At 57.2% G+C, this 25,478-nt stretch carries 20 protein-coding genes; 7 read left to right on the top strand and 13 right to left on the bottom strand.

The window, feature by feature from the left end; all coding sequences use genetic code 11:
- Window positions 1-49: 49 nt before the first annotated feature.
- The 5 genes from ACZ500_RS19275 to ACZ500_RS19255 all read left to right on the top strand — a co-directional run bounded on the left by ACZ500_RS19275 (window position 50) and on the right by ACZ500_RS19255 (window position 7,891).
- Complete coding sequence (locus tag ACZ500_RS19275) at window positions 50-892, top strand: SAM-dependent methyltransferase (RefSeq protein WP_464229074.1); 843 nt, start codon at window positions 50-52, stop codon at window positions 890-892.
- Between the two features lie 1,227 nt (window positions 893-2,119).
- Window positions 2,120-2,632, top strand: a complete 513-nt coding sequence (locus tag ACZ500_RS19270) for a rhodanese-like domain-containing protein (protein WP_464229073.1) — start codon at window positions 2,120-2,122, stop codon at window positions 2,630-2,632.
- A 61-nt stretch (window positions 2,633-2,693) separates the two neighbouring features.
- Window positions 2,694-3,248 carry a hypothetical protein gene (locus tag ACZ500_RS19265; protein WP_464229072.1) on the top strand — a complete coding sequence of 185 codons (555 nt, stop codon included), beginning with the start codon at window positions 2,694-2,696 and terminating at the stop codon, window positions 3,246-3,248.
- Window positions 3,249-3,998: 750 nt separating this feature from the next.
- Window positions 3,999-7,094, top strand: coding sequence for an FAD-dependent oxidoreductase (locus ACZ500_RS19260; protein ID WP_464229071.1), 3,096 nt, complete (start codon window positions 3,999-4,001; stop codon window positions 7,092-7,094).
- A 5-nt stretch (window positions 7,095-7,099) separates the two neighbouring features.
- On the top strand, window positions 7,100-7,891 hold the full coding sequence (locus ACZ500_RS19255) for a hydrogenase iron-sulfur subunit (RefSeq protein ID WP_464229070.1): 792 nt from the start codon (window positions 7,100-7,102) through the stop codon (window positions 7,889-7,891).
- 299 nt (window positions 7,892-8,190) lie between these two features.
- Here the strand turns inward: ACZ500_RS19255 and ACZ500_RS19250 are convergent, their stop codons facing one another.
- The 6 genes from ACZ500_RS19250 to ACZ500_RS19225 all read right to left on the bottom strand — a co-directional run bounded on the left by ACZ500_RS19250 (window position 8,191) and on the right by ACZ500_RS19225 (window position 13,125).
- Window positions 8,191-8,961, bottom strand: coding sequence for an ABC transporter ATP-binding protein (locus tag ACZ500_RS19250; protein ID WP_464229069.1), 771 nt, complete (start codon window positions 8,959-8,961; stop codon window positions 8,191-8,193).
- Window positions 8,962-9,014: 53 nt separating this feature from the next.
- On the bottom strand, window positions 9,015-9,851 hold the full coding sequence (locus ACZ500_RS19245) for an ABC transporter permease (protein WP_464229068.1): 837 nt from the start codon (window positions 9,849-9,851) through the stop codon (window positions 9,015-9,017).
- Between the two features lie 74 nt (window positions 9,852-9,925).
- Window positions 9,926-10,264 carry a hypothetical protein gene (locus ACZ500_RS19240; RefSeq protein ID WP_464229067.1) on the bottom strand — a complete coding sequence of 113 codons (339 nt, stop codon included), beginning with the start codon at window positions 10,262-10,264 and terminating at the stop codon, window positions 9,926-9,928.
- Window positions 10,243-10,872, bottom strand: coding sequence for a 2-hydroxyacyl-CoA dehydratase (locus tag ACZ500_RS19235; protein ID WP_464229066.1), 630 nt, complete (start codon window positions 10,870-10,872; stop codon window positions 10,243-10,245). The genes ACZ500_RS19240 and ACZ500_RS19235 overlap by 22 nt, the downstream gene beginning before the upstream one ends.
- A gap of 4 nt (window positions 10,873-10,876) precedes the next feature.
- Window positions 10,877-11,623: an acyl-CoA dehydratase activase gene (locus tag ACZ500_RS19230; protein ID WP_464229065.1), complete on the bottom strand. Its 747-nt coding sequence runs from the start codon at window positions 11,621-11,623 to the stop codon at window positions 10,877-10,879.
- A 224-nt stretch (window positions 11,624-11,847) separates the two neighbouring features.
- Window positions 11,848-13,125 carry a double-cubane-cluster-containing anaerobic reductase gene (locus ACZ500_RS19225; RefSeq protein WP_464229064.1) on the bottom strand — a complete coding sequence of 426 codons (1,278 nt, stop codon included), beginning with the start codon at window positions 13,123-13,125 and terminating at the stop codon, window positions 11,848-11,850.
- 799 nt (window positions 13,126-13,924) lie between these two features.
- Between ACZ500_RS19225 and ACZ500_RS19220 the strand changes: the two genes are divergently transcribed.
- Together ACZ500_RS19220 and ACZ500_RS19215 are read left to right on the top strand one after the other, a co-directional pair.
- The gene (locus ACZ500_RS19220; RefSeq protein ID WP_464229063.1) at window positions 13,925-14,911 is read left to right on the top strand and encodes an ABC transporter ATP-binding protein; all 987 of its coding nucleotides are present in this window, start codon (window positions 13,925-13,927) and stop codon (window positions 14,909-14,911) included.
- Window positions 14,908-15,645 (top strand): ABC transporter permease, encoded by a 738-nt coding sequence (locus ACZ500_RS19215; protein ID WP_464229062.1) that lies wholly within the window; start codon window positions 14,908-14,910, stop codon window positions 15,643-15,645. The genes ACZ500_RS19220 and ACZ500_RS19215 overlap by 4 nt, the downstream gene beginning before the upstream one ends.
- A gap of 52 nt (window positions 15,646-15,697) precedes the next feature.
- On the opposite strand, the gene ACZ500_RS19210 is transcribed toward ACZ500_RS19215, so the two are convergent.
- The 7 genes from ACZ500_RS19210 to ACZ500_RS19180 form a co-directional block, all read right to left on the bottom strand.
- On the bottom strand, window positions 15,698-18,445 hold the full coding sequence (locus tag ACZ500_RS19210; protein ID WP_464229061.1) for a DEAD/DEAH box helicase: 2,748 nt from the start codon (window positions 18,443-18,445) through the stop codon (window positions 15,698-15,700).
- 133 nt (window positions 18,446-18,578) lie between these two features.
- Entirely contained in the window at window positions 18,579-19,718 is a 1,140-nt protein-coding gene (locus tag ACZ500_RS19205; RefSeq protein WP_464229060.1) for an AI-2E family transporter, read from the bottom strand.
- Window positions 19,719-20,201: 483 nt separating this feature from the next.
- A complete protein-coding gene (locus tag ACZ500_RS19200; protein WP_464229059.1) occupies window positions 20,202-20,861 on the bottom strand; it encodes a class I SAM-dependent methyltransferase in 660 nt (219 codons plus the stop codon).
- On the bottom strand, window positions 20,858-22,033 hold the full coding sequence (locus ACZ500_RS19195) for an ABC transporter substrate-binding protein (protein WP_464229058.1): 1,176 nt from the start codon (window positions 22,031-22,033) through the stop codon (window positions 20,858-20,860). Before ACZ500_RS19195 ends, ACZ500_RS19200 begins: the two co-directional genes overlap by 4 nt.
- A 300-nt stretch (window positions 22,034-22,333) precedes the next feature.
- Window positions 22,334-23,278, bottom strand: coding sequence for an ABC transporter ATP-binding protein (locus tag ACZ500_RS19190; RefSeq protein WP_464229057.1), 945 nt, complete (start codon window positions 23,276-23,278; stop codon window positions 22,334-22,336).
- A gap of 245 nt (window positions 23,279-23,523) precedes the next feature.
- On the bottom strand, window positions 23,524-24,579 hold the full coding sequence (locus ACZ500_RS19185) for a FecCD family ABC transporter permease (RefSeq protein ID WP_464229056.1): 1,056 nt from the start codon (window positions 24,577-24,579) through the stop codon (window positions 23,524-23,526).
- Window positions 24,572-25,450 carry an SAM-dependent methyltransferase gene (locus ACZ500_RS19180; RefSeq protein ID WP_464229055.1) on the bottom strand — a complete coding sequence of 293 codons (879 nt, stop codon included), beginning with the start codon at window positions 25,448-25,450 and terminating at the stop codon, window positions 24,572-24,574. Before ACZ500_RS19180 ends, ACZ500_RS19185 begins: the two co-directional genes overlap by 8 nt.
- Window positions 25,451-25,478: the final 28 nt, after the last annotated feature.

Raw genomic sequence — 25,478 nt, 5'->3', positions numbered from 1 at the left:
GCGGGGCCTCGAACCACCCGCGAGCGCGCATGTAGGGAGGAAATGACTCATGAGGCGGAAATTTGACTCAGGAATGTGGATCCTCATTGCCTCGATCTTCATCGTGATATTGGCCTATGCGCCCACCTCTGCCCTAGAACCAACCCAAGGCAAGGGTCGTCTATTTTTGGTGAGCATGGGCACCGGCGACCGTGACAACATGACAATCCGGGCACAGAAGGTCGTTCTTGCCGCTGACGTGGTGCTGTCCAGCAGACACCTTCTCGAAACGTTCGCGGATCTGCTCGAGGGCAAGGCGGTCCATGAAATTAGACATGCATTGTTCAAGAAAAACTGTCCGCACCGGCTTGAGAACCCAGGAGCTTTTGAGGCCGAGGAGCGTAAGATCCGCAATCTGGTGAGGGAAAGCGTGGCCACAGGCAAAACCGTGGCCGTGCTGGACAACGGGGATCCCACCATTTATGGCCCACACATCGCGTTTTTGACCGAGTTCCCGGATCTCAATCCCAAGATCATACCCGGCATCTCCTCCTTCAACGCGGCCAATGCGGCCCTGGGCAGGGGGGTTACCAGCGGCATCGTCAGTCGCTCGGTGATTCTGACCGGCGGCATCGGAACCACCGGGTCATCTGATTGCCGAGACACCCTGTCCAAGCTTGGCGAAACCCAGTCGACCATGGTCATCTTTACCATGCGCGTAAAGCTGCCCAAGGTGGTGGAAGAGCTCAAACTGAACTATCCCGGAGACACCCCCGTGGCCATCGTGTGCCAGGCCGGCTACCACGATAAGGAGAAGGTGCTTCTGGCCACCCTGGACACCGTTCTCGATACGATCAAAGACATGGAACTGCCCTTCGAGCATTTGGTCTACGTGGGTGACTTTCTGAAATAGCCGCCAAGGCGGCCGGCGTCCCGCTCCCCCTTATCTCCTTGTTCGTCTCGGTCTCACTGCTGCCGATCCTGTGGCCACCTTCCGGATAGTCTTCGGTCATAGACGTGAGCGATGGGTCCGGTCGAGGCCTGGAAGAGGCCTTTTCGATCAGTCCGGGATCAAAACGACGCTCACCCTGCACACCAGCATCGAAGGCCGCCAGGCCGGACACCCGAAATTCCTGCCGCGAGCCAAATCCTGGAGCAGCCGATCCGCTCGCCCCCGGATCGAACTGGAGGATCGAGCAGAGCGCGGAACACCTTCGGAGCTGCATACCCAGGATATCCTATAGAATATCAGCATGATGGCCTGGATATCACCTTCGCACGCCCCCCCATATCCCTCGAACGACCAGCGGTTCACTCTCTCCTATCTGACACACCGACCGGTTTCTTTCCCTCCCCTTCATAACCACACCGATATAATCATTCCGAAGGCTTCATCTTTAAATATCGGAATTTCCAGTTTGACAGATCGGCATCATCTTCATATGATGCTCATAATACCTTCTACAAGGAGTTCCTGCATGGATTGGTTTCCTGGCTTCACCTGAGCGTATAACGCGTTTCTGCCCGTGCTTGGCAGGCGCAAGGTATGGCCGGAAAACTGATTTATCCGCTCTATTCGTTTCATTCATATCCCACTGTTAGATTCCAGCCATCCAACCTGCGCTCGAGGCACATTCCCAAAAACTCTGTCCAAAAAACAGAAGCGATGCCGCCCATTGTGCAATGGCATTTTCCGGGATGGTTACCTCAAAAATCAGCGGTACAGCCTAAGAAATTGGCATGGGATACGTGCAACCATCCAACAAAGCACCATCTCTTAATGGATATCATTGGACATGTAACGCAATAGTAGGAATAAACACAGGCGTCGCTTATACATTTTCCTGATTATTTTTCCCAATGTAATGGACACAGGATGAACATATCGATAGGTTATAAGCTTTTGCTCGTGCCCATTCATTCCTGCTCTTTCACCGCCATCTTTTTCTGTAACTTTGAGGGAAGACAGTTGCACAATGTCAGCACTCAAAAAGCTATTGAATTTTTCTATAGTTACAAACGGTCAGTTGATTTGAATCATTGGGTTTTAGCTGGGAAGGCGTAGCCCACTCTCCAGTTTCTTCAATGGCGGGCTATAGACTAATCTAAACAATTCATTAAAGGAGGCAGCATGTCGGTTATGAAAAGAAAAGGATTCTTGTTGTCGGCATTGTGTTGTGCAATCTTTTCCTTTGTGTTCCTGTCGAGCGCCAATGGACGCTGCGCGGAGATCAACGAGGTCGAAACGGAAAAAATTGCAGTCGACTTGGTCAGAGACGTTCAGAAAGGGGGGTACGGAATCGTACGGACAGATGAGCTGAAACAGTGGATGGATCAGAAAAAAGATGTCCTCGTTATTTGCACCAGTCCCGAAGAAGGCTACAAAAAGGGACATTATCCAGGCGCGGTAAATTTTGCATTCCCTATACCTGAGCTGAAGGACATGGGCGAAGAAGAAAAGGCCGCCTTCGTTAAAGTGCTGGGGCCCGAAAAGGACCGTGTACTCGTATTCTACTGCGGATTCACCAAGTGTACCCGCTCCCATAATGGTGCGATGTGGGCCAAGAAGTTGGGCTACCATAACGCCTATCGATGTCCGGGGGGTATCAACGGGTGGATCTCGGCCGGCTTCCCGGTTGAAAAGGCGGATTAAACGATAAAACCCGGTGAATGTCCCAGCGTCTCATTCCGGGGAGAGTTCCTTCATCCCCGGATTGGCATTTTTACGAATCACAATAGCTCCGTTGCTGGTTGCTCTTGAGGCTGATGATATGGCAGTCTTTATACATCGGAGAACAAGATTTAACAGGCGTCTCGAAGTGCTGAGGCGTGGTGATAAAAAGTCCGCTATCGCTGCAGAAAAGGCAGACGCATTAATTAAGAAGCTCTTCGAAGAAGATCTCGCGTTTTTGGCAGAAACATACAGTCAAACCAAACACGGGGAACTGCGAATCGATAAATGCAGAAAATACGACTTGGGCAGCGGTTACCGCCTGATCTGCATAGAATATGGCGGCGATCTTTTCATTACTTATGTGGGTACACATGACGATTGCGATCGCTGGATCGAGAACAATAGGCGCTTCGAACCCGATTTAAGTGACGTCATAGAAGAAAACACTCTAACAAAATGCGAAGAGAACGGCAATGCGCCCATCGACCCAGGACGCGATGAAGACATGGACTATGACGATATACTCATGAAGCAGATCGATGAGAATGTGCTCAGAAAGATTTTCTGTGGTCTGTGCGGGAAAAATTCCGAATAGAGAATCTCCGCAAGAGCTTCTAACTCCAAGAAGCCTGCCGGATCCCTCAAGAGAAGAGCATGAGAAATTCGATCAGAAAACCTGTCTTTTTGCAGGGCATGCACCGATGGACGTCGGATCACACGGACTTAGGACATGCAGTGATGAGAAGGCTCACATATCGAGCATATCCCAACCCTGCACTCCTTTCAAGAGGCGGTGGAATGCAACTTTTCATGGATATCCACTCGATGCGATCCTTGCGCCTCTGCCGCGTGCGTGGAAGTCGCTATTCTATGCCCTGTGTTTCACATAGAGCATCCGCGGACTACGGACTGTATCCCTGGAATATTCAATAGTGGCGCAATACACAACTTCAATATGGGGAACCATATGGCTATTCGCCAAGAAGGCTATTTTCCCCTTCCGTCCGATCCACTCCGGCAGACGGGGGAAGAAGATCGCCTCGTTTATGTGCCGTTCGATACAAATGCACCAGACTGTTTTATTTTTTCGGCTCTCGATACGCCGAGATCACGTTAAAGGAGCGGGAGAAAATCAGTGACGCGGTTCCTGGGCGAAGTCGGGACCTCCGTTTCGAGATGATTACCGATTCCCGGGCGATCGCCCAAGGCTCGCTCCAAGGCAGCTCCAGCTTCTTAACGAATTTTACAATAATGGAGATACTGTGCTCTAAAGAAGGCATCCCCTTCACAGCTTGAGCAGGCCTTTCCATTTCATTTGCTCGAATACAGATGAGGATCGATATCGATGAAACAGAAGCCGCTTGAAGCGCTGTATATTGGAGACGTCATGGTAGTTGGTGGAGGGATCAGCGGCATACAGGCCGCGCTGGATCTTGGCACTGCCGGTTTTAAGGTCTATTTTGTCGAGAAATCGCCCACCATTGGCGGTAAGATGGCCCACCTTGACAAAACATTCCCCACGAATGACTGCTCCATGTGCATTGAATCTCCCAAGTTTGTTGAATGCAAAAGGCACCCCAATATAGAGATGTTGACCTATGCGGAAGTCGATCGCGTGGAAGGGAGAGCAGGGGCATTTACGGTAACCGTCATCAAGAAGCCCAGATATATTGATGAAGCCAAGTGCACGGGCTGTACAACGTGTATGGAATACTGCCCGGTCCTGTACCCTGATGAATTCAACCAGGGGATATCCAAAAACAAAGCCATCCACATATACTTTGCTCAGGCTATTCCTCTTGTCCCATATATCGATGAAAGCTGTCTTTATCTAAAAGAGGGAAAATGTGGAATTTGCAGGGGGGTCTGTCAGTCAAACGCCATTGATTTTACCCAGAGACGGGAAAAAGAAGAGATAAAGGTTGGCGCTATCATTTTGGCTCCCGGCATCGAGGCCTTTGATCCAAGGATCAGAGAGGAATATCGCTATGGAAAATACGAAAATGTAGTCACCGCCCTGGACTATGAACGGCTGTTGTGCGCTACAGGCCCATTTGAAGGCGAGATATTGCGCACTTCAAACAGAAAGCATCCCCATAAGATTGCCTGGATTCAGTGCGTTGGTTCGCGGCGGGTTACCCCCGGCGACAACAGTTATTGCTCCGCAGTATGCTGTACCTATGCTCAAAAGCAAGTCATCTTGACAAAAGATCATGACGAATGGGCGGAGTGCACCATTTTTCATAACGATCTTCGGTCCTACGGCAAGGATTTCGAACGTTTTCAACAGAGGACAGCAAGCCTTCCGAACATTCGCTTCATCAGAAGCTACGCATCTATTACCAGAGAAGATCCAGAAACCAAGAATGTGATCATACGATATTCCACACCTGACGATGGCGTAAAGGAAGAAGAATTCGACATGGTCGTATTATCCGTCGGTTTGGCCCCTCCTGCAGAAGTGGACGGTTTGGCGGAAACATTCGGCATCGAACTCGATTCCCACGGCTTCTGCAAGACCAATCCTATGAACCCGATGGAGACCACCCGGCCGGGGATATTTGTAAGCGGGGCCTTTCAGTGTCCCATGGATATCCCCGAGTCGGTCCTGAGCGCCAGCGGTGCGGCTTCCCAGTGCGGCGAACTCCTTGACTACCGTCGGGGCAAACTTGCCAGGGAAAGGGTGTATCCCCCGGAAAGAGACGCATCCCAGGAAGAGCCAAGGATCGGCGTTTATGTGTGCCATTGTGGGGCCAATATCGGAAGAGTGGTCAATGTCCCTGAAACGGTACAATACTCCCTAAGCCTGCCCAATGTGGTTCACGCGCAGGAGAGCCTTTTCATATGCTCCACTGAAGCCGCCGCCATGCTGGCAAAGGATATCCAGGAAAGAGGGCTGAATCGCGTCATTGTTGCCGCCTGTACCCCGAGGACCCACGAGCCGCTATTCCGGGATACGCTCAGGGAAGCGGGAATCAATCAGTATTACTACGATATGGCAAACATCAGAGAGCATTGCTCCTGGGTTCACTCCAAAGAGAAGGAGGCGGCCACTGAAAAGGCAAAAGATATCATCCGCATGTCCGTTGCGCGGGTTCATCATCTGGAGCCATTGCAGGAATTTCATTTGCCGGTCAACAAGAGGGCGCTGGTGGTCGGAGGCGGCATCGCCGGCATGGTAAGCGCACTCTCCATTGCCAATCAGAACCACGAGGTTTACCTGCTGGAAAAGGATGCCGAACTGGGTGGAATGGCGAGACGGCTTTATTACACCCTGGACGAGGAGATGGATGTTCAAGCCTATTTGACCGATCTCATAGGAAGGGTATACAAACACCCGTTGATTCATGTCTATACTAAAGCAACTATCACCGAAACAAGAGGATATGTGGGGAATTTTACAACCGAGATCCAATCGAAAAGAGGGCTTTCGACGATAAGACACGGTGCGACCGTCATCGCCATCGGTGCCGATGAATCCACGCCCGCTGAGTACCTTTACGGTAAAGATGACCGGGTCATGACCCATCTTGGTCTGGAAGAGAAGATCGCGAAAAACGAGGAAAGGATCATTCATGCTCAAACCTTGGTGATGATCCAGTGCGTTGGTTGCAGAAATGATGACAGAAATTACTGCAGCCGCGTATGTTGCAGCCATGCCATCAAGAACGCATTGAAGCTGAAGGAGATCAATCCACAAGTAGACATCTACGTCCTCTATAGAGACATGATGACCTATGGATTTTCTGAGGACTACTACCGGCAAGCATCGAATAGCGACATCAGGTTTATCCGCTACGAGGCGAGCACACGACCTCAGGTGGAGGCGGTCGAGCAGGGCGGTCGGCGCTGTCTGAGAGTAACGGTGACAGATCCCGTACTTGCCGGGGAGTTGGCCATCGACGCGGATATCCTCTCCCTGGCGGCCGCTGTCGTTCCTTCTGCCGAAAGTGAGAACATATCCAAGAGATTCAAGGTGTCTCTGGGGACCGACGGCTTCTTCCAGGAAGCCCATGTCAAATTAAGGCCCGTAGATTTTGCCGCAGAGGGGGTATACCTGTGCGGGATGGCCCATTACCCCAAGCACATTCAAGAAACGATCAAACAGGCATACGGGGCAGCCGGGAGGGTTTTAACGCTCCTTTCAAACGACACGGTCGTGGCCTCGGGTTCTGTTTGCGAGGTAGCTGAAAGGCAGTGCATAGGGTGCGGGGCATGCGCTTCGGCATGCACCTATGGCGCCATAGAGATCCTCGACACCAGACAGGGCAAAAGGGCGACGGTCATTCCGGTTTTGTGCAAAGGCTGCGGCCTTTGTAACTGCAAGTGCCCGACAGGAGCGATACAACTCAAGCACTATACCGATGATGAACTCTGCAGCCAGATCATCGCGGCCGGCTCCAGGTGGACGGGACCGGAAATGCTGCACAGGGAGGCATAACAGAAATGGGGACGGAACTGAAGTTCAAGCCAAGGATAATCGGGTTGATATGCAATTGGTGCTGTTATGGAGGCGCGGATCTGTGCGGCGTTTCTCGTTTTCAATATCCACCCCACATCAGATTGATTCGCGTGATGTGCTCCGGAAGAGTGGATCTCAAGCATATTCTACTGGCCTTTTCAACCGGACAGGACGCGGTCTTTGTTGGAGGGTGCCACATTAACGACTGCCATTATAATCCCGAAGGCAATTACGATGCCCTCAGCATGGTGAATTTGTGCAAAAAGTTATTGGAGTACATAGGGATAAATCCTAACAGGCTAAGGATCGAATGGGTATCTGCCGGAGAGGGAATTCGCTTTGCCAACATTATGAATGAATTCGGCCGGGAAATAGAATCCTTGGGACCTCTTGGTCAAAGCGAAGGGATCGACCCCGTTGAGCTGAGGTCCAGACTGGAACAACTGACTCGGCTGATCCCCTATCTCAAACTGACCATGAAGGACAAGCTGGCGTTCCATGATAGGATTCAGGCCGATCAAGAGGGATATGCCGGTCTTTACACGAGCGAAGAGGTAGAGCGCTTGCTGAGCGAAGTGCCGACGTATTCTATTGACGCGGATAAGTGCCAGGGCTGCATGATCTGCGCCCGGCGATGCCCGGTAGAGGCCATTTCGGGGGGCAAGAAAGAGTGCCACGTGATCGATCAGGAAAGATGCATCAAATGCGGCACCTGCCTTGAGGCCTGCCCCCCGCGGTTTTCAGCCGTGAGAAGGAATGAAGTCCTCTTCCTCTGACGACATCTCACTTGAACCGCGAGAAATAAATGGCGGAAAAAGGCGGGCGGGCGTAATTGGAAAACGGGCGGAAAACCAGGGTCCATTCGGGCACAGCCATCACCGGCATCCTCATTGTTTTCATGGAAACCCAACGCCTGGAACCCGGTGAAACCGCGCGACTCGCCATGCAGTAGACGAGGCCCCTTGCCTCACTTCCGGGATGATCCAATCATCGTCACGTCCCTGTTGAATAAACCCTGCGCCATCGCCGCCGGGGAGCTCCTGGGGACCCCTTGGAGAATACCGGGGAAACATTATCAGATGGATCGGCCCGTCACTTCTTCCTCGAGCCGCTGGAGGATATGATCGGTGAGTCTCCCGAACAGCGGATTCGCGCGGCTTCGCGGCCTCTCCATATCAATGGGCAGGACCTCCCTGATCCGACCCGGTCTTGCCGACATGATCACAACCCTGTCCGCCAGATACACGGCCTCGTCCACGCTGTGCGTTACAAACAGGACGGTTTTCCGGTGGCTCTCCCAGATACGGAGAAGCTCTTTTTGGAGCAGAATGCGGGTATGGGCATCGAGTGAACCAAACGGCTCGTCCATCAACAGGATTTCCGGGTCCTTTGCGAAGGCCCTGGCAATCGCCACCCGCTGGCGCATGCCCCCGGACAATTCGTGCGGGAATGCGTGGGCAAACTCGGACATGGCCACCACATCGAGATAGTGCCTCGCAATCTTCCATCGCTCACGCTTCTTCATGCCCGAGAATTCAAGCCCTACGGCTACGTTGTCGATGACCTGCAGCCACGGAAAGAGCGAATAGTCCTGAAAGACCATACCGATCTCGGGACCGGGCCGTTTGACCTCCCGTTCGCGAAACAGAACGCTGCCCGTGCCGGCAGGTTCGAGGCCGGATATGATTCTCAGGATGGTGGATTTTCCGCATCCCGACGGCCCGACAATACAGATGAAATCGTTTTTCCCGACGGAAAGATTCACCGAATCCACAGCCCGGATACGCTCTCCGTTCTTCGTTTCAAAGGTTTTGGAAACGTTCACCGCTCTCAGGATCACTGTCATACCAGCCACATTCCATCAAACCGCCCATTTTTGTGATGTCACGCGGATGTGTTTTATTTCGCCATCCGCCGCCAGGAATACTTCCTGCTTTCGACGTAGGAAAACAGCCGGTCCATTACCGCTCCTACGATCCCGATGCTGATCATTCCGGCAATGACAATATCGGTCGAAGCAAGGGTATACGCATGGGTAATCAGATACCCCACCCCGGAAATGCTGCCCGGCAACATTTCCGCCGATACGAGACACATCCACGAAATACCCAGGCCGATCCTCAAACCATTGATGATAGAAGCCATAGCCGCAGGCAGAAGCACCTTGCAAAACACCTGGTACTCGCTCGCGCCCAGGATCCTTGCCGAATCGATCAGTGTTCGATTGACACCCTTCACCCCATGGATCGAACTGGTGAGAATCGGATAAAACCCCCCGATAAAGATGATAAAAATCATCGAAAACTTCAGATTGTTCAGGTAAACATACATCCTGCCGGTTTCGAGGCCCAAGGCCGTCGCCATGGATGCGACTCCAAACCAGGCCATCACCAGCGGGACCCATGCCAAAGGGGGGATGGGGCGAAAAAGGTTGAGAAAAGTGTCCATCAGTCTGAAAACCAAGGCGTAATAGCCCATGACGACACCAAGGGAGACACCAAGGGCCGCTGCCATCATATAGCCCATAAGGACCCGGACCAGGCTCACAACGACATTGCTTGCCAGCGAACCCATGCTTATCAGATCGTCGGTTGGATTGGACAGGAGGGCAATTACGCTGTCCACCCGGGGCAGAATGACCTGATTGCCGATCCGCCAGGCGAAAAGAATCCAGACGATGAACAACAAAACAGGAGCTATAGTTGGAACCAGCAGAAAAGCGATTTTTCCCTTCATAGACCTTACAGCAAATTAAATGAGGCCCCGGCTGCCGCCGGGGCCTGGATAGACGGACGAAGACAAAACCAGAATCAATTTTTGGCGAGAGACATCTTGACGAAACGAAAATCATAGATCTCCGTATCGATTTCCTCGAACGCCTTTCCCTTCAAACGGCCGTTCAACTTATCCATACTATTGAGCATATCCAGAAAGATGGCTTCTCCCCGCATCCAGTTCTGACTTGGGTTCGTCGTATAGATAATGGTCGATTTCTCAATCGCCTCAACGGGGACACCAATCCACTTGGAGGTTATTTCCGCTGCCTCACGCTTGTTCCGATTGCTCCACTTGCATGCCGCGGTCATCAAGTCGGTCAAGGCCTGGGCAATTTCAGGGTGCTTGTCGATCAGTTCGTCACTGGCCCCCATGACGCAGCACGGGAAATCGTGCCATTCCCCTGGAGGCTGTTTAGAGGACTTCGCTCGTCGGCCGCCAGGGCCAGGACCTGGTTCATTTCCCGGCGCATTTGATTGTGGAGTTCGATCTGATATGCCAGCCGTTCCCCTGCAGGAGCCGTTCCCGATCTTTCGGCCAGAAAAGCAGCGAAACGCCCGATCTCGCTGCGCCAGAAGGCCCTAGCCCCGCTCTCCTCCTGGGAATACGGCAGGTGCATGAGGTACAGGGGCTTCAGTTGCGCGAGAAACTCATACATCTTTTTTTTCCCGTCACAGGTCGTTTCACCTATTACAAAATCGGAGAAGCTGAAAAAGGGGCACGTATCGCTTGCGGCGTACCCATAGCTCGACTTGATCAACGGACAGAGACTCGAAGGCAGAACCTTCTCGGCATACGCGATCGGAGCTTCCTTTTTGCCGCAGAGCCCGACAGGGATCATGCCTGCCGCCCGGATCAACTCGGTCGGAGCATAGATACAATAAATCCCGGCAATCGGTATGCCGCTGTGCCGGCACATCTCCAAATCTCCAAGGGATCGTTCGGAAAGGCGCTCGAAATAGCTATAGCTCTCTGGGATCATAAATCTATTCCCCGGCCAGCAGCGCTGCGCCGAAGGCGCCCACGGACTGCGGATCCTCCGGGACGAGGACCCTGCGGCCGAGCCTTTCCTCCAGCAGCCGGCGCATGCACGGATTCTTGGCAACACCGCCGGTGAACACGATATCCCCCCCGGAAGAAACCCGGCTGATCATGCTCGCAGCCCGGCGTATGACGCTGGCGTGCAGGCCGAGGGCGATCTCCAGCCGGTCGTTGCCCTTCGCGATCAGGGAGGTGACCTCCGATTCGGCGAATACGGTGCACATACTCGATATGCTGAGTTCTCTAACCGCTTTGAGGGCCTCCCGGCCGAATGCGTCGATGGCGAAACCCAAGGTCCTTGCCATAATCTCCAGGAACTTCCCGGTACCGGCCGCACAGCGGTCGTTCATCTCGAACTTCTTCACCTTGCCGTTTTCGAACAGCGCAATAGCCTTGCTGTCCTGCCCACCGATGTCGAGCACGGTTTGGGCCTCGGGGAAGATCGCCCGTGCACCCCTGGCATGAGCCTTGATCTCCGTCACCGTCGGTGCATCGAAGGAGATCTCGAAAAGATTTCTGCCATAGCCGGTGGCCATGATCCGGTCGAACGTCACCTCCTCGGTCAGCCGCTTCGCCTCGGTCATCGGGTCGAACCCGGTGTCGGCCTGCAGGCTGGAGACGACCTCCCCCGCTTCATCGACAACCACCAGTTCAATGGTACGAGAACCAATGTCGATTCCTGCAAAATACATGTGTATCCAAACCCCTCTTCGCCCAGGATGCATGCACCCTGAAAATGCCTGTGAAAAACACCGGCCTTCCCTTCTGGAAGAAATGGCCCACCGGGGAAAACCGGCAGTCGGACAGCGGTCTTGCTCCAAGATAAAAGATGGGACAGCCCGAACCGGAAACAACTCGAGGCAACCCTTGAGATCAGCGAAAAAACCCGTCTAAGAGACATTGCCGGCAGGATGGCCTACCGAAGCTGTTCGATGAACGCCTCCACCCGCGTCTTCAACTGGCCGACGTCCTCCATGCTGTAGTCGGTCTCGATACGCAAACAGGGAATCTCCATGTCCTCCAAGGCCTTTTCGACCGGCATGGACTCCATCAAATAAGGCTGGCAGAACTGGAGTCCATAATGGATCACACCATCCGCATTGTAGGCGGCGACCATCTCCCGGATGTGCTCGAGCCGATCGGGATTCGGCGTAAAGATGGCGCAATCGATTTCGAAATATCGATCGACGATCGCATCCAGCATGTCATCCACGGTTTCACCGGATTCATCCGTAAGATTGCGGGTGCCGCGTTCGCCCACGCAGGACTCCTCACCCACGATCACCGCCCCGGCGCCTTCGACGATCATGGGCAGCTTCCAGTTCGGGACCGCCTGCGGACAGCCGGATACCAGGATACGCGGGGTCTTTTCGGGGAAGACGCCTTTCTTCAGCTCGATCCGCCGCTCCAGTTCGTCGCAGATCTTGTTCACGGATTCGGTAAACCGCGCCGGATTGTCATAAAAGAAGACCTGGTTGACCAGCAGGGCATCCAGGCCCGATACGGGCGCCGGGTCGGCATTCCGGAGCACCGACAGCCGATGAACAGCGGCGCGCTTCGCATTGACCGTACGTATCGCCTGTTTCAGCGATTCGCCGGTCACCGGAATCCCGGTGAGATGCTCGACGGCATCCTTGAAACACAAATACTCCGCCTTCAGAAGGGCCTTCCCGTTTTGGGATTTGACCTGCGGAAGATCCATGACATAGAGATTTTTGACGAGATCTTTCAAGGACTCGTAGGCCTTCTTCTTGCCGTCGCAGGTATTCTCCCCTACGATCATGTCCGCGCTCTCGAGGTAGGGACACACTTTGCCGATCTTGAAGCCGAAAGACGATTTGATCAGGGCGCAGGTATTGCGAGGCAGGAGTTTTTCCACATCCTCCATGGCAAAGTCCGCCCCCGAGCAAAGCCCCACCAGGGTGGCATTGGCGGCCAAGATGATTTCCTCCGGCACGAAAACGCAGTAGGAGCCGATGATCTTCCGCCCGGCTGCCTTCTCATCCACCAATTCCTTGATCCTGAGTCCATGAACCTCGCTCATGACGAAGTCGAAGTAACCCATCCCCTCCGGACGGTCTTTCTGCGACATATAGATGTCCTGATACGCCTGTCCCAACACCGCCAGCAACGCATCGTGAGCCCCCAGGTCGAGCCCCAGGTCCGCCCACATGGATCGGTAATCCTCTGCCATGGTATGCTCCTTTCGATTTTCTCTTCGGTTGAGCTTCCGCTTTTTGCATCGGTCATCCAAATGGAACGACCCCTATACGTTCCGATGCCTGTTTGCCCGCCGACAGCGTTCGGCCATATAGCCCCATGAAACGATGCCTCCGGCGGCCGGCGGCGTGCAGGACTGACGGGCAGGCTCGCGGCGCGCGGTTCCTCGGCGCGAACCTGCGCAGTACGATCGAGCCCTTCGCCCGATTACCGAGCCTCCAAGAGACCGCCGGAACGCGTGAACAAAAGGGTTTAATAGTATAAATTTTACCGATTTGTCAAACAGGAAATATTAATACGTAAATCGATCTTCATCGGAGGACACAATGGTTTGCCTTACACCTGCCGACACCTCGAAACCCTTGTGGGAGTTCAGTTCATACCGGACACCTCTCGGACCTCGGGCAGGAAAGCCTTGCGGGGAAACGGGATTCTCTGCGGCGCTGTCAAAAAGGCGCGAATTCAAGCCTCCCGGGGCGACATCCATTGAGACCCGGTCCTCGGCATTTGTCTCCATGCCCTTCGGACGACAAGGGGCTTCTTGCATGGCAGGCCTTTCAGCCTATCAGACCTGCCCTTTAAAGATTCACTCGTGTGGAGGTTCGTTGGACGCACGGCAGAAAAATCGGCCTTGCCGGGCGGGATTTTCATGGTATGGTATTCGGGGTTTCAGATGGGTCTTCGGCACCCGTCCGGGCCAGCCGGGCATAACCGCTCGCCGGGCCGGAACCTGTGCCGACATCCGCTAACGGACAGTACACGGGTAAGAACAGATGACGGAACCGTCGCCGATCATTGAAGTCGCCGGCCTCGCCAAGCGCTTTGGCGATGTCACGGCCGTTGAATCTGTGACCTTTGACATCCAACAAGGCGAATTGTTCGGTTTCCTGGGCCCCAATGGCGCGGGCAAAACGACGACCATCAACATGCTTACGGGTCTGGCGCGCCCGGACTCGGGGACGATCCGGATCGGCGGCATCGATTGCACAGGCCGGCCACGGGCGGCCCAGCACCTGATCGGAGTCGTCCCCGATGAAAGCAACCTCTATCCCGAACTCACCGGTTCTCGGAACCTCACCTTCTGCGGGGCCCTTTACGGCATGCCCAAGCAAGAAAGGTACGAGCGAACCCGCGAGCTGCTGGACCTCTTCGGCCTGACCGCAGCCGCCGACCGCAAATTCAGCGGCTATTCCAAAGGGATGAAGCGCAAACTCACCATCGCTGCGGGGATGATTCACCAGCCTCGGATCCTTTTCCTGGATGAACCGACGACCGGGATCGACGTGGCGAGCGCCAGGCAGCTGCGGCAGCTCGTCGCCGAATTGAACCGGGCCGGCACAACCGTCTTTCTGACCACCCATTACATCGAGGAGGCGGAGCGTCTCTGCCACCGGATCGCTTTTATCGTCTCGGGGCGCATCGTGCGGGTCGATACGGTAGAGAGCCTGATTCAGCCCATCCGGGAAAAGCATGCCCTGGAAATTACCTGTGAGAACGATTCAACCGATCTGCGGGGCCGACTCGGAGCATCCTTTCCGGGGTATGCCTTCGCAAGGCCGAGGCAGGGGCTGATCCGCGTGGAGGCCGATGAACCGGTTCGGGTTGGACCGCTGGTCCGCTTTCTCGAGGATCAGGGGGTCGAGGTCACAGAAGCGCGCAGGATGCGGCCGACGCTCGAGGATATCTTTGTTGGAATCACCGGCATCGAGGCGGACGCCATGCGAAAGGAAAAGACCAAGGCGGGAGGCGGCAGCCGATGAAACTCTGGATCGCCTTCTGGAATATCCTGGTGAAAGACATGCGGACCTACTATCTGAAACCGCCGAATATCAGCTGGGGGATCGTCTTCCCCCTCGCCTGGACCGGGATGTTCTTCATCAAATCCGGAAGCGGCCTCGAGAGCATCCTGCACCTACTGCCGGGCGTGGTGGGCATCTCCATCCTCTTCGGGACGACCTCCATGCTCGCCGTCACGGTGACCTTCGAAAAGAAAAACCGCTCGTTCGAGCGGCTGCTTCTCGCGCCGATCCCTTTCGAGTTCCTGATGCTCGCCAAGACCAGCGGCGCCATCCTCTTCGGGATCGCCAACGCCTTCGTGCCCGTTGCAATGGCCGCATTCTTCATCGATCTGGCCGGCATAGCCTGGGGCATGTTCACCTGCGCGGTCGTCCTGATCGCCGTCGTCTCGACCTTTCTCGGACTATTCATTGCCGTGGCGGTAAGAGAGGTCTTCGAGGCGCAGACCTTTTCCAATTTCTTCCGCTTCCCCATGGTCTTCCTGTGCGGGCTTTTCTTCCCCATCGACAGGCTCCCCGTATTTCTGAAACCCCTGTCCTTCATCCTACCCCTGACTTACGGGGCGGACATCCTGCACGGGGCCGTGCACGGCAGGCACATCCTCCCCTTCGCCCTGGACTGGCTCATCCTGGGGATAGCTTGCGCCTCGCTCTTCGCGGTGAGCCTGTGGAACATCCAGCGCAAGTGGATCGTCTAACAGGCCGTCCCGAGCCTCTTCGCCTGATGCCGGATGGGGACCCGAAACCCCTTCAAAACCCCGGAAGTTTGAACTTCATGGTGACTTCCCCCGTCCGCCGGTCCACCTGGATCATGTTCTGACCGTCTGAGAGCGGGCTCAGCTTTTGGCCTGTCGCCATTTCGAGCAGGCCGCTGATGAACTGCAGCCCCGAATTCATGACCACCTCGAGCCGCTCCGGCGACTGGGTTTCCGCGGGCACCGGACCAGCCGCCCCACGCGGCGCCTCATTCGAGGCCGTCCGACACTCGGGAGCGTTTTCGGCGGACGTCTCGGCCTTCGCAGCATGCTGATCCTCCGGATATGCCTGCGTCTCCTCTGCCTCGTAGGTAAAGGGCGGAGCGTCGTCCTGGAGGGCCTGGGGATTCAGGTAGTGGGGCGTATCCTCCGGCAGTTCCTCGGAGTGCCTTTGCTCCGGTGAAACGATCACAGGCTCTTCCCCCATCATCTCCCGGAGTTTGTTGAGGATCTCCGCACGCTTTTCCCGGCTGAACTCCACGGTGTCGGGTCCGCCTTCGAAAACACCTTCGAAGACATCCCGTTTGAGCTGGAGGCCTGCCAGGATCTTCTCTTCGATGCTGTTCTTCGCGATCAGGTTCACCACGTTGATGCACCTGCTTGCCTGGCCGATGCGGCTCACCCGCCCGATCCGCTGACTCAGCCTGGCCGGATTCCAAGGCAGCTCCACATTGATGATGCAGTCCGCCGCCTGCAGGTTCAAGCCTGTCCCCCCCGCATCGGTCGAGAGAAACACCTTGCAGTCGGGATCGTTCGTAAACCGGTCGATCAGGTTCTGGCGTTTGCCGACGGGGACCTTGCCCGAAAGCTCCACAAACGGTATGGCCGCGCGGGACAGATGCTTCCCTATCAGATACGTCATCGTCGTCCATTCACTGAAGATCACCGCCTTGCGACCGTTCTGGATGATGAGTTCGTCGAGGATCCCCTCGAGTTCGACCATCTTGGGGGAAAGATTGGTGTTCCGATCCACCAGATAGGTCGAATCGCAGACCATGCGCATCTTGAGGAGGAGTTCCTGCATCCGCCGGATATCCATCGGCGTGAGGAATTTTTTGTTCAAAAGGGGCAGCAGGCTCTGCAGATAGCCATTGTGGATCTGGGCCTGTTTCGTGCTCAGTTCGACGTAGTAGTTATTGACGATTTCATCGGGCAGCTCGGACAAGACCTCTTTCTTTCGTCTGCGGATCACAATCCCCTTCAGCCGCTCGTGCAGCCGATCGAGGTTGCGGTAACCGAGGATCCGGCCTTTCTTGTCCCGGCTCAGCATGAAGTGGTCCGCGGCGAACTTCCAGAGCGGGGCGAGCAGGTGCGGATCGAGGAACTGCACAATGGAGTAGACGTCCTCGAGCTTGTTTTCAAGGGGGGTACCCGTCAGGACCACGGCGTGTTTGCGTGGGATGGATTTGACCGCCTCGGCGGTCTTGGTGGCGAAGTTCTTGATCCGCTGTGCCTCGTCCAGGATCACCAGGTCGGGTTTGAAACGGGCAAGAATCGTGATGTCCCTCAGGACCGCCTCGTAGTTGGTGATCTTGAACAGGGCCTCCGAATCGTAATACAGGGCGCGGCGCCGCTTCGCATCGCCCGCCACCACGACAGCCTTTTCCGAACTGAAACGTTCGATCTCCCTTTTCCACTGCTCCTTGAGAGAGGCCAGCGTCACCACCAGGATCCGATCGAATCCAAAGATCTCCTTTTTGAGCACTCCGAGGGTGATCGCCTGGAGGGTTTTTCCGAGCCCCATCTCGTCCCCGATGAGAGCCGCCCTCCGGTAGAGGGCGAACTGCACCCCCTTTTCCTGATAAGGATAGAGAACTGTCCGGATCTTCTCGAGGGAAGGAACGCCGTCCCCGGCCAACTCCTCCAACTGCTGCGCCATGAGGTAATCATCGATATGATTCAACACAGACTCCTGGACCCGGCAACCTTTGTTCCCTTTGAGTCCGGAAAGGAGCCGAAGAAAATCAGCCGGATCATCGCATGAAAACAATCCTTCGGAATCGAAGTATTTTCGCAGTACGGGCTGAATGTCCCGGATCTCGTCTTCAGGGCGCTCGCAGAAAAGCCGGGGCTTCTCATGGACCGAATCCCAGTAGATATCCACAAAAGGAAACCGCTCCCTGCCGATCCGCTTCGACAAACCCGGTATCCTTTTGACATGCTCTTTCAGTGCGATCAAATGTTTGCACGTGCCAAGGCGGTTCGTCAGGAAGTCCGCGCAATTGCAGTGGCCGAGGCCGGTCTGCGGCTCGTGCAGCGTGACCGTGTATTGCTGGCCTCTCGTCGTTTCGACGAGGTGCTCGCCCTTGATCATCTCCCCGAGAGTAATATCGAAGCTCTCCGTCCTGGCGCGCTTTCTCCGGTCTTCGAGCGCCTGCTGCCTGATCTCCTCCGGGCCCAGCCAGGGCTCTGTCATCTCGGCATCCCCGACAGGGACCATGGACATCTCACGCGTCCGGAAATCCAGCCGGTCCATCAGGTCGAGCAGCACGGCCACCGTATGTTTGCACCCGTTACCCGGATAGGGACAGGAGCAGGAGGAGCGAAGACCACCGTTCGCAAATTGCAGGGATACGATGTAATCTCCATAGCTTCCATCCACTTCATAGATGTAGGCCCCTTTCTCCTCGTCGGCTTCCCTGCAGCAGAAGGCGCCGTTCTCGAACAGTCTCCGGCCCCTCAGAAAGATGACGGGGCTGTCGGCGATGCAGTCGCGGATAAACTCCTCGGTCAATTCGAGCATGAAATCTCTCCCTTCCTCACCCTTTCGTTCTTTCCTTCAGCCTTGTCCGGCATCGCCGCACGCGGAGGGAAACCGGCCTTCGCGGGCCGGGCTCTCCGAGCGCAATGGCTTGAGGCTGTATGCATTTTCTCTTTCAAGACCCGAGCGGTTTTTTCGTTTCCACCCCGCATTCCGCCGGCGGATGCTTTTCGCCGCCCGGCTGCGCCGCCCCCCCACCGTTCAATCCCGGAAGAACGTCCCGGAAGGCCTCTCCGTAGATATCCCAGATGGTCACGAACAGGGCGGCGATGATCGGACCCAGGATGAATCCGATCACCCCGAAGAAGGCAATGCCGCCCAGGGTCGCGAAGAATATCATCAGATCGTGCATCTGGGTGTCCTTCCCGACGAGCCGCGGCCGCAGCAGGTTGTCCAGGCTGCCGACCACAACCCCGCAGAAAACCACCAGTCCGACCGCCTTTAGATAGCTTCCGCCCAGTGCCAGTATGATGGCCGCCGGCACCCACACAAGGGCCGAACCAACGGCAGGGATGATCGAAAGCACCGTCATCACCGTGCCCCAGAAAACCGCGGCATCGATGCCCACTACAGCGAAGGCCAGGCCTGCCAGGATCCCCTGCAGCATGCCGATCACCGCCGTACCTTTCAGCGTCGCCCGGGTCACCGAGGTGAAACGGTCCAGCAGCCGTCTTTCGTCCCGCTCTTCGAGCGGCAGGTAGTAGAGGATCCGATCGAGGAGTCGCCTGCCGTCGATCAGGAAAAAATAGCTGACGTAGAGAAACACGAAAAACATGAAGACGAAGTTGACGGTCCCGATTGCCCCGGCCGACAGGTTGTTGACCAGCAGCGAACTGGCTTTGCCGGCGAGTTCACCGGCCTTGCGCAGGATCTGATCATGGTAAGGCAGGATCTGCTCGTAAAAAGGGATCTTCTGGAGATAGGCCGTCAAACCGGCCGGTTCGGCGATCTGCCGCTGGACCCAGGGCGTGACCGTCTGGCCCACCTTCAGGGCCTGGGCCGTGATAATCCCCGCCAAGCCGGACAACGGCACCAGGATGACGAACCCGAAGAGCAGCAGGGTCAGAACAGACCCGGCCCCGGGGCGGTCGCCGAGCAGGCGGGTGAACCGACGAAAGACCGGCTGCGCCATCGCGGAAAAGATGCCCGCCAACAGGATCGCCATCAGGAACTGCCGGATCATAGCGATAAAGAGCGCCGATATCAAAACGACCAGGAGCAGCAGAACGAAGATATTGACGGTGCGACGCGGCATGGCATTCCTCCGTTTCATCGCCTCGGGTGACTTCTCCCGCTGATGGGTGTCATCCGGGAAGGGATTACCGGCGCGACCAGGTTTCAAATCCTGGAATAAAGCTTCTTTCTTACAAGCTGCATTGGTTCGGTCCCCCCTTCGGGCTGGGTCCCGGTTGAGCCAAGACCATGAAAACCGAGCACTTGCGCCAAGGTGATATGCAGGCCGTCCCGCAATCAGAGATTCAGATAAAAGCCCGCGATCGGCCGAAAACGTTCTTTTCGGAGGGACATGAATCGGGGCCGGACCCAGCCTCGATCGGACGACGCTCGGACATGCCCCGGGCAGGGAGCCGACCGGATCCCATCAGCGGAACACTCGCGAAATACTATCGGCCTGAAGCGAATTTATCAAGAAAGGAGATAGGGGACGCGCCGAGGCTGACTCGGGTCAAGGAGGCAAGGACAGGACCCTGCGATCCTGAAACCTCGCGGAATCGATCATTCAAGAGGAAACGGGGGTCTTGAGGGCCTCGCGGAGGTAAAACCCGGGCTCGTCGATCGAGCGGCGGACCGCGAGCCCGGCCTCCCCGAACATGCTCCGCATCGCGCCGGCCTCGGGCAGGCGGTCATGCATGACCGGCGTCCCCGCCTTGCGGTGGTGGTCGTTGATCTCGCGGGATGAATGAAAGTGTGCCACCGACAAGCTTCCGCCCTCTTTGAGAACCCGGGAGAGGGCCGCCAAGGCCAGCGGTTTGTCGTCGAAATGCGGGAAACAGGCATAGCAGATGACGACATCACAGGCAGCGTCCTCGAGCGGGATGTCCTTCACGTCGGCCACGATGAACCGTACCCGCGGGTCCCGGTGAAGCTCCCGGTTGACCGCGATCATGCGCGGGGCGTAGTCGAGTTCGAAGACCAGGCCGTCGGCTCCCACCCGCTCGAGCAGATGCGGCACCAGCACCCCGGGGCCGCACCCGACATCCAACACACGATTCCCTTGCCGGATCGGGATCTCTTGAAAAAGCCGCGTAAATTGATCGCGATGTCGATCGAGCCTGCCGGTCGCAGGATCCCGGTAAAAGGTGTCCATCCACCTGGGGGCCCTCTCATCGAAAAAGGCGCGGCGTTCCTCATAGGCCGCGTCCTGCTTCTTCGAACTCATCTTTCCTCCGTCCATTCCATCCACTGGCAGGCGCGCAGGCCCTTGGCCGTCTCCCGGTCCACCCCGTACACCTTCTGATAAAAATCCAGGATCCACTCGGCAAGATCCACCTCCTCGAACCGTTCGGGATAGGCCGCCTTGGCCATGACCATGACGTCGATCGGATATTCGAGCCGCTTGTCACAGTTGCACGGGGTCCAGGGCAGGGCCAGGACCCGGCGGTTTTTGACCGCTTTCAAGTCCTTCAGATGCCGGTAATACGGGGCATCATAGAGTTCCTGCGGTGGATGATAGCCGTAGGCGGTGATGAGCACGATCACCTCAGGGTCGAGCGCCAGCACCTGTTCGGTGCTGAGGACATACCAGGCCCCCTTCTCTCTGAAGGCATTCTTCGCCCCTGCGTATGCCTCGAGGAGGAGCGAATCGATCGTCCCAAGGCCGCGTACATTGCCGGCCCCGCCGGCATCCCGCGCTTTTGGCGAGAGGCCGAAAAGAAGCACACTGGGCCGCTCGGCCTCCGGAATCCCTTCCGTACGCCGGCGCACCTGTTCGACCTCGTGCTCGAGGACGGCCGCCAAGCGCTCACCCTCGGGCCCTTTACCGAATGCCCGGGCTATGATACGGATCTCTTCCGATAGCGTGCGCAGATCCGGCTGCTCGAACGTATTCGGCGCAAAGAGGACAATGAGAGGGATGCCCAACGACTCGATCACATGGATCGTCTTCTCGGCCTTTTCGTCACGCGCTCCAATCGTGCAATCGCCGACCCGCAGCAAAACGAGGTCCGGCCGGAGGGCAGCCAGCGCTTCGTAGTTGATGCCCGTGCCGCTCTGGGCCACCAGCGGCAGATTCAGAAAACCGGGATTCAAACAGCTCAGTAGGTTCATCCCGCCGCGGAAATGGAAGGAGCCCCCGTCGGCCGCAGGATAATCGAATTCCCAGTGTTTCGGAATGCAACTCGACCCGAGTCCCACAATCCTGTCCGCCACGCCGAGCACCGTCATGACACCGGCAACGAGGCCATCGTCGATGGTGACCACCCGCTCGATCCTTTCCGGGAAATGGACCATCACGCCCCGGTGATCCACTACCATACGCCGACCCTGCGCCCCATGGGCCGGAACGCCGCCGAGCAGCTGCATCATGGCGCAGACGGCTGCCGCAAAGAGCATTCCACCGCCGCTCCGCCGCCAGAGTCGCGGGAATCGGCGGCCGCCTCTTCCAAGAACGGATTTTATGAGAACTTGGAGCCTCGATGCCTTCATGTCTTCCCCTTCCTCTTCATTTTGAATAGCTACCCCGCTTCATCCGGTCATGGATCTGCACCCCTGTTTATGCAGCGATCTGCGGCCCTCCTCCGCATAGACGCTCCGTTTCAGGATCAACGCTCAGCTTCAAGAATCTCGGCGGAGCCAGGTCCGCACCTGCAGCGAGAAGGCCTGGCAGACACAGCCTGCGAAGAGGATCCCCCATTATAGATTGGAAACCCGCCCCCGCCCTGCCACTATTTCCGGATACAAACTCCCCTGAACATGTTTTCGATCGGCCGCGGAGGGCCCGTCGATCGAGCGTCGCGTCAACCGCCTCCGATCAATCCCCTGGGAGGCGGCATCCAGGTCATAAAGGCCTTCCCGATCCATGCCTTCCCTTCCCGCGAGGCCGCTCGGCAGCACCATGCGCACGGTCCCGACACGGTGCACCGAACAGGTGCCCTCGTAAATGCGGTCCAGGGTCTCCTGGGTCATCACCCTGGCCGGAGGCCCGTCGGCGATGACTCCGCTCTGGTCCATCACCACCACTCGGTCACAGAACCAGGACACATGGTTCGGATCATGGCAGCAGGCCAGGACTGTGATACCCCGCGCAGCCACACTGCGGAGGACCCCCCAGATCTTCACCTGGTTGTTGAAGTCGAGGGCGGAGGTCGGCTCGTCGAGGAAAATCACCCTGGCCTCCTGGGCGATGGCCCTGGCAATGAGGACCAACTGCCGCTGCCCCCCGGAAAGGGCGTTGTAGGGTTGGTCGGCCCATTCGCCGATGTCGAGGAGTTCCATGGCCTTTACGGCCTTTTTGTGATTGTCCCGGTCGATGCCGAACATCCCCCCAAGGTGCGGCGTCCGCCCCATCAGGACAACCTCCGCTACACGATAGGGAAACGGAGGTTTGTGGTCCTGCGGCACGTAGGCAGCCAGCTTCGCCATCTCACGTACCTTGAGCTCCCTGATATCGCTCCCGGCCAGGCATATCCGCCCGCCTTGCGGCCGCAGAAACCCGAGGCAGCATTTGAAAAGCGTCGTCTTGCCGCAGCCGTTCGGGCCGAAGAGTCCGCACAGCTCGCCGTGCCCGACCTGAAGCGTGATCCCGTTCAGGACCGGCATGCGATGATATCGAAAACGCACCTGTTCCACTTTCAGCATAATCCCACCTCTTGCTTCGGCCGAGGCAACGCCCCCGCCCTCGACGGTCGGCCCTCGTGGCGCACGTCCCGCGACCCGGCAGGGTTCCAGCCCCGAGACTCACTCATTCAGCGGCTTCGCCGCGCTGCGCCCCCGCGGCAAGGGGACCTGTGTTTCATCGGCCTGCCGTAAAGCAGGAGATTCGGGGGAAGGCCGCCGATCGACACGGGGATCGGGACAGCAAACCCTTTCGGGACGGAAAAAGGCTAACCAAAAACCATCCTCCCCCTGCTCCGAAGCAGATAGAAGAGGTAGGGCGCCCCAAGCAGCGACGTCAGGATCCCGATCGGGATCTCGGCGGAGGTCAGCGTCCGCGCCAGGGTGTCGCACACCACCAGATAGATGGCCCCCAGCAGGGCCGCCGCGGGAAGGAGATACCGATGGTCCGGGCCTACCATGAGCCGGGTGGCATGCGGCATCATGAGGCCGACCCAGGCGATGACCCCCACCGATGCGACGGATACCGCCGTTGCGAGCGTGGCGAGGGCGATGAACAGACCTTTGTAGCGCTCAGGGTGCACGCCCATGGCGCGGGCCTCCTCGTCGCCCATGGAGAGGACGTTCAACTTCCAGGCATGCAGCCACATCCCGGCAAAACTGACCAGCACCACCGGCGCGACGATCTGCACATCCCGCCACCCGGCGTAATAGAAGCCGCCCATGAGCCAGAAAACGATCTCCCGGAGGGCCGCATCATGGGCCATATACTTGAGGACGCCCACGAGAGATGAAAACACCGACCCGATGATCACCCCGGCCAGGACCAGACCGACCACGGAGGTCTCGTTGCGGACGCGTCCCAGGCCATAGGCGCCGCAGACCGCCAGGGCGCTGAAGACGAAGGCCAGGCCCTGAATGGAAAGGGCGAAACGCGGGAACACGATCCCCAGCGCCGCCCCGAAGGCGGCCCCGGAGGACACCCCCAGGATGTAGGGTTCGACCAGCGGATTCCGGAAACACCCCTGAAAGACCGCCCCGGCCGAGGCCAGGGCCACCCCGACACCGACATTCAGCAAGACCCGCGGCAGCCGGAGATTCCAGATGACCGTCCGATGCAGCGGGCTGATGCCGCCGTCGTCCAGGCCCGGGAAAAACCGGCCGAACAAGGCCCTGAATACCTCGCCGGGTCCGATGTCATAGGCCCCGACGGTCATGCCCAGGACCGCCGACCCTGCCAGCAGCACCAGAAGAACCAGGAGAATGAGATACCTGTTGCGCTCCGCGGCGCCTGCACCGCCGGGACGTTCCCAGCCCCTATTCATCGGCCGGGCCTGCCTCCGCAGCCGCCCCGCTGGCGCAGCGGAGTCTTTTGAGGCTCGCTTCGTAGGGTTTGCCCTCCAGGAACCGTCCGATGAACAACAGGCCCATAAAGTCTTCTTCCTCCCTGGAAAGGTCGGCCGGCATGCAGTCCAGCCGACCACGGACCACGCGCTGGCGCTCAGGATAGCCCGCCCAGTAGACAACGGCACAGGGCATATCCCCCGGCATGATCTGCGTCAGGGCCTCGAAGACGCGCTCTGTGTCGCGCAGGGCCATGTAGAGGACCAGCGTGCAGGCATGGCGCGCGATATCTTCCAACGCGGCGCGATCCAGCCGCCCATCGACCGTCAGGCTGTAGGGGGAGGTCTGCACCAGGTAACGGGCGTCGTTCGCAGGGATCGTGCTTTGCCCAAGAGCAGCCATCGCAGCGGCGTCACAGCCCATACCCGGGATGATGACCACCTCATCTGCGTCGAACGGCTCTTTGTACCAGTGACCGGGGCCGAAAAGACAGGGATTGCCTGTATCGAGCAGACCGAAGTCCTTCCCGGCGGCAAGAACCTCCCGGATCAGGCCGACGCGTTCATCGCGCACGCGGAAACGCTCGTCCTGAAAACACTTTCTCTCCGCCTCGCTGAGATCCCAGATCCGCTTCCCTTTGAAATCGAACAGCCCCTTCCAGGGGTCGAAAAGCACGGGCTTCCCGGCGATGTAATCGGAAAAGAGCCCAACCTGCTGCTCCGGGGCCGCCAGCACCTGCATGCGCTCGAGCGCCTCCAGCGCCTGCAGGGTGGAGGTACGGGGACCGGCCGGCCCCGTGCTGATCACGTACAACCGCCCGGACCCCCGTTCCTTGGGTGAGGCGTCGGTCAAGACATTCCTCCACTCCCCGGCTTTGCCA

It is taken from the genome of Desulfatiglans parachlorophenolica (assembly GCF_055394735.1).
This window is presented reverse-complemented; position numbering and strand designations above follow the sequence as displayed.

Excerpts from the sequence above, each read along its gene's own strand:
- ACZ500_RS19245 (WP_464229068.1), bottom strand. The coding sequence starts at position 9,851 with ATGAAGGGAAAAATCGCTTTTCTGCTGGTTCCAACTATAGCTCCTGTT.
- ACZ500_RS19190 (WP_464229057.1), bottom strand. The coding sequence starts at position 23,278 with ATGCTGAAAGTGGAACAGGTGCGTTTTCGATATCATCGCATGCCGGTC.
- ACZ500_RS19260 (WP_464229071.1), top strand. The coding sequence starts at position 3,999 with ATGAAACAGAAGCCGCTTGAAGCGCTGTATATTGGAGACGTCATGGTA.
- ACZ500_RS19270 (WP_464229073.1), top strand. The coding sequence starts at position 2,120 with ATGAAAAGAAAAGGATTCTTGTTGTCGGCATTGTGTTGTGCAATCTTT.
- ACZ500_RS19200 (WP_464229059.1), bottom strand. The coding sequence starts at position 20,861 with ATGAGTTCGAAGAAGCAGGACGCGGCCTATGAGGAACGCCGCGCCTTT.
- ACZ500_RS19230 (WP_464229065.1), bottom strand. The coding sequence starts at position 11,623 with ATGTATTTTGCAGGAATCGACATTGGTTCTCGTACCATTGAACTGGTG.
- ACZ500_RS19205 (WP_464229060.1), bottom strand. The coding sequence starts at position 19,718 with ATGCCGCGTCGCACCGTCAATATCTTCGTTCTGCTGCTCCTGGTCGTT.
- ACZ500_RS19255 (WP_464229070.1), top strand. The coding sequence starts at position 7,100 with ATGGGGACGGAACTGAAGTTCAAGCCAAGGATAATCGGGTTGATATGC.
- ACZ500_RS19235 (WP_464229066.1), bottom strand. The coding sequence starts at position 10,872 with ATGATCCCAGAGAGCTATAGCTATTTCGAGCGCCTTTCCGAACGATCC.
- ACZ500_RS19225 (WP_464229064.1), bottom strand. The coding sequence starts at position 13,125 with ATGGCAGAGGATTACCGATCCATGTGGGCGGACCTGGGGCTCGACCTG.
- ACZ500_RS19195 (WP_464229058.1), bottom strand. The coding sequence starts at position 22,033 with ATGCTCTTTGCGGCAGCCGTCTGCGCCATGATGCAGCTGCTCGGCGGC.
- ACZ500_RS19210 (WP_464229061.1), bottom strand. The coding sequence starts at position 18,445 with ATGCTCGAATTGACCGAGGAGTTTATCCGCGACTGCATCGCCGACAGC.
- ACZ500_RS19250 (WP_464229069.1), bottom strand. The coding sequence starts at position 8,961 with ATGACAGTGATCCTGAGAGCGGTGAACGTTTCCAAAACCTTTGAAACG.
- ACZ500_RS19275 (WP_464229074.1), top strand. The coding sequence starts at position 50 with ATGAGGCGGAAATTTGACTCAGGAATGTGGATCCTCATTGCCTCGATC.
- ACZ500_RS19220 (WP_464229063.1), top strand. The coding sequence starts at position 13,925 with ATGACGGAACCGTCGCCGATCATTGAAGTCGCCGGCCTCGCCAAGCGC.
- ACZ500_RS19185 (WP_464229056.1), bottom strand. The coding sequence starts at position 24,579 with ATGAATAGGGGCTGGGAACGTCCCGGCGGTGCAGGCGCCGCGGAGCGC.
- ACZ500_RS19240 (WP_464229067.1), bottom strand. The coding sequence starts at position 10,264 with ATGGGGGCCAGTGACGAACTGATCGACAAGCACCCTGAAATTGCCCAG.
- ACZ500_RS19215 (WP_464229062.1), top strand. The coding sequence starts at position 14,908 with ATGAAACTCTGGATCGCCTTCTGGAATATCCTGGTGAAAGACATGCGG.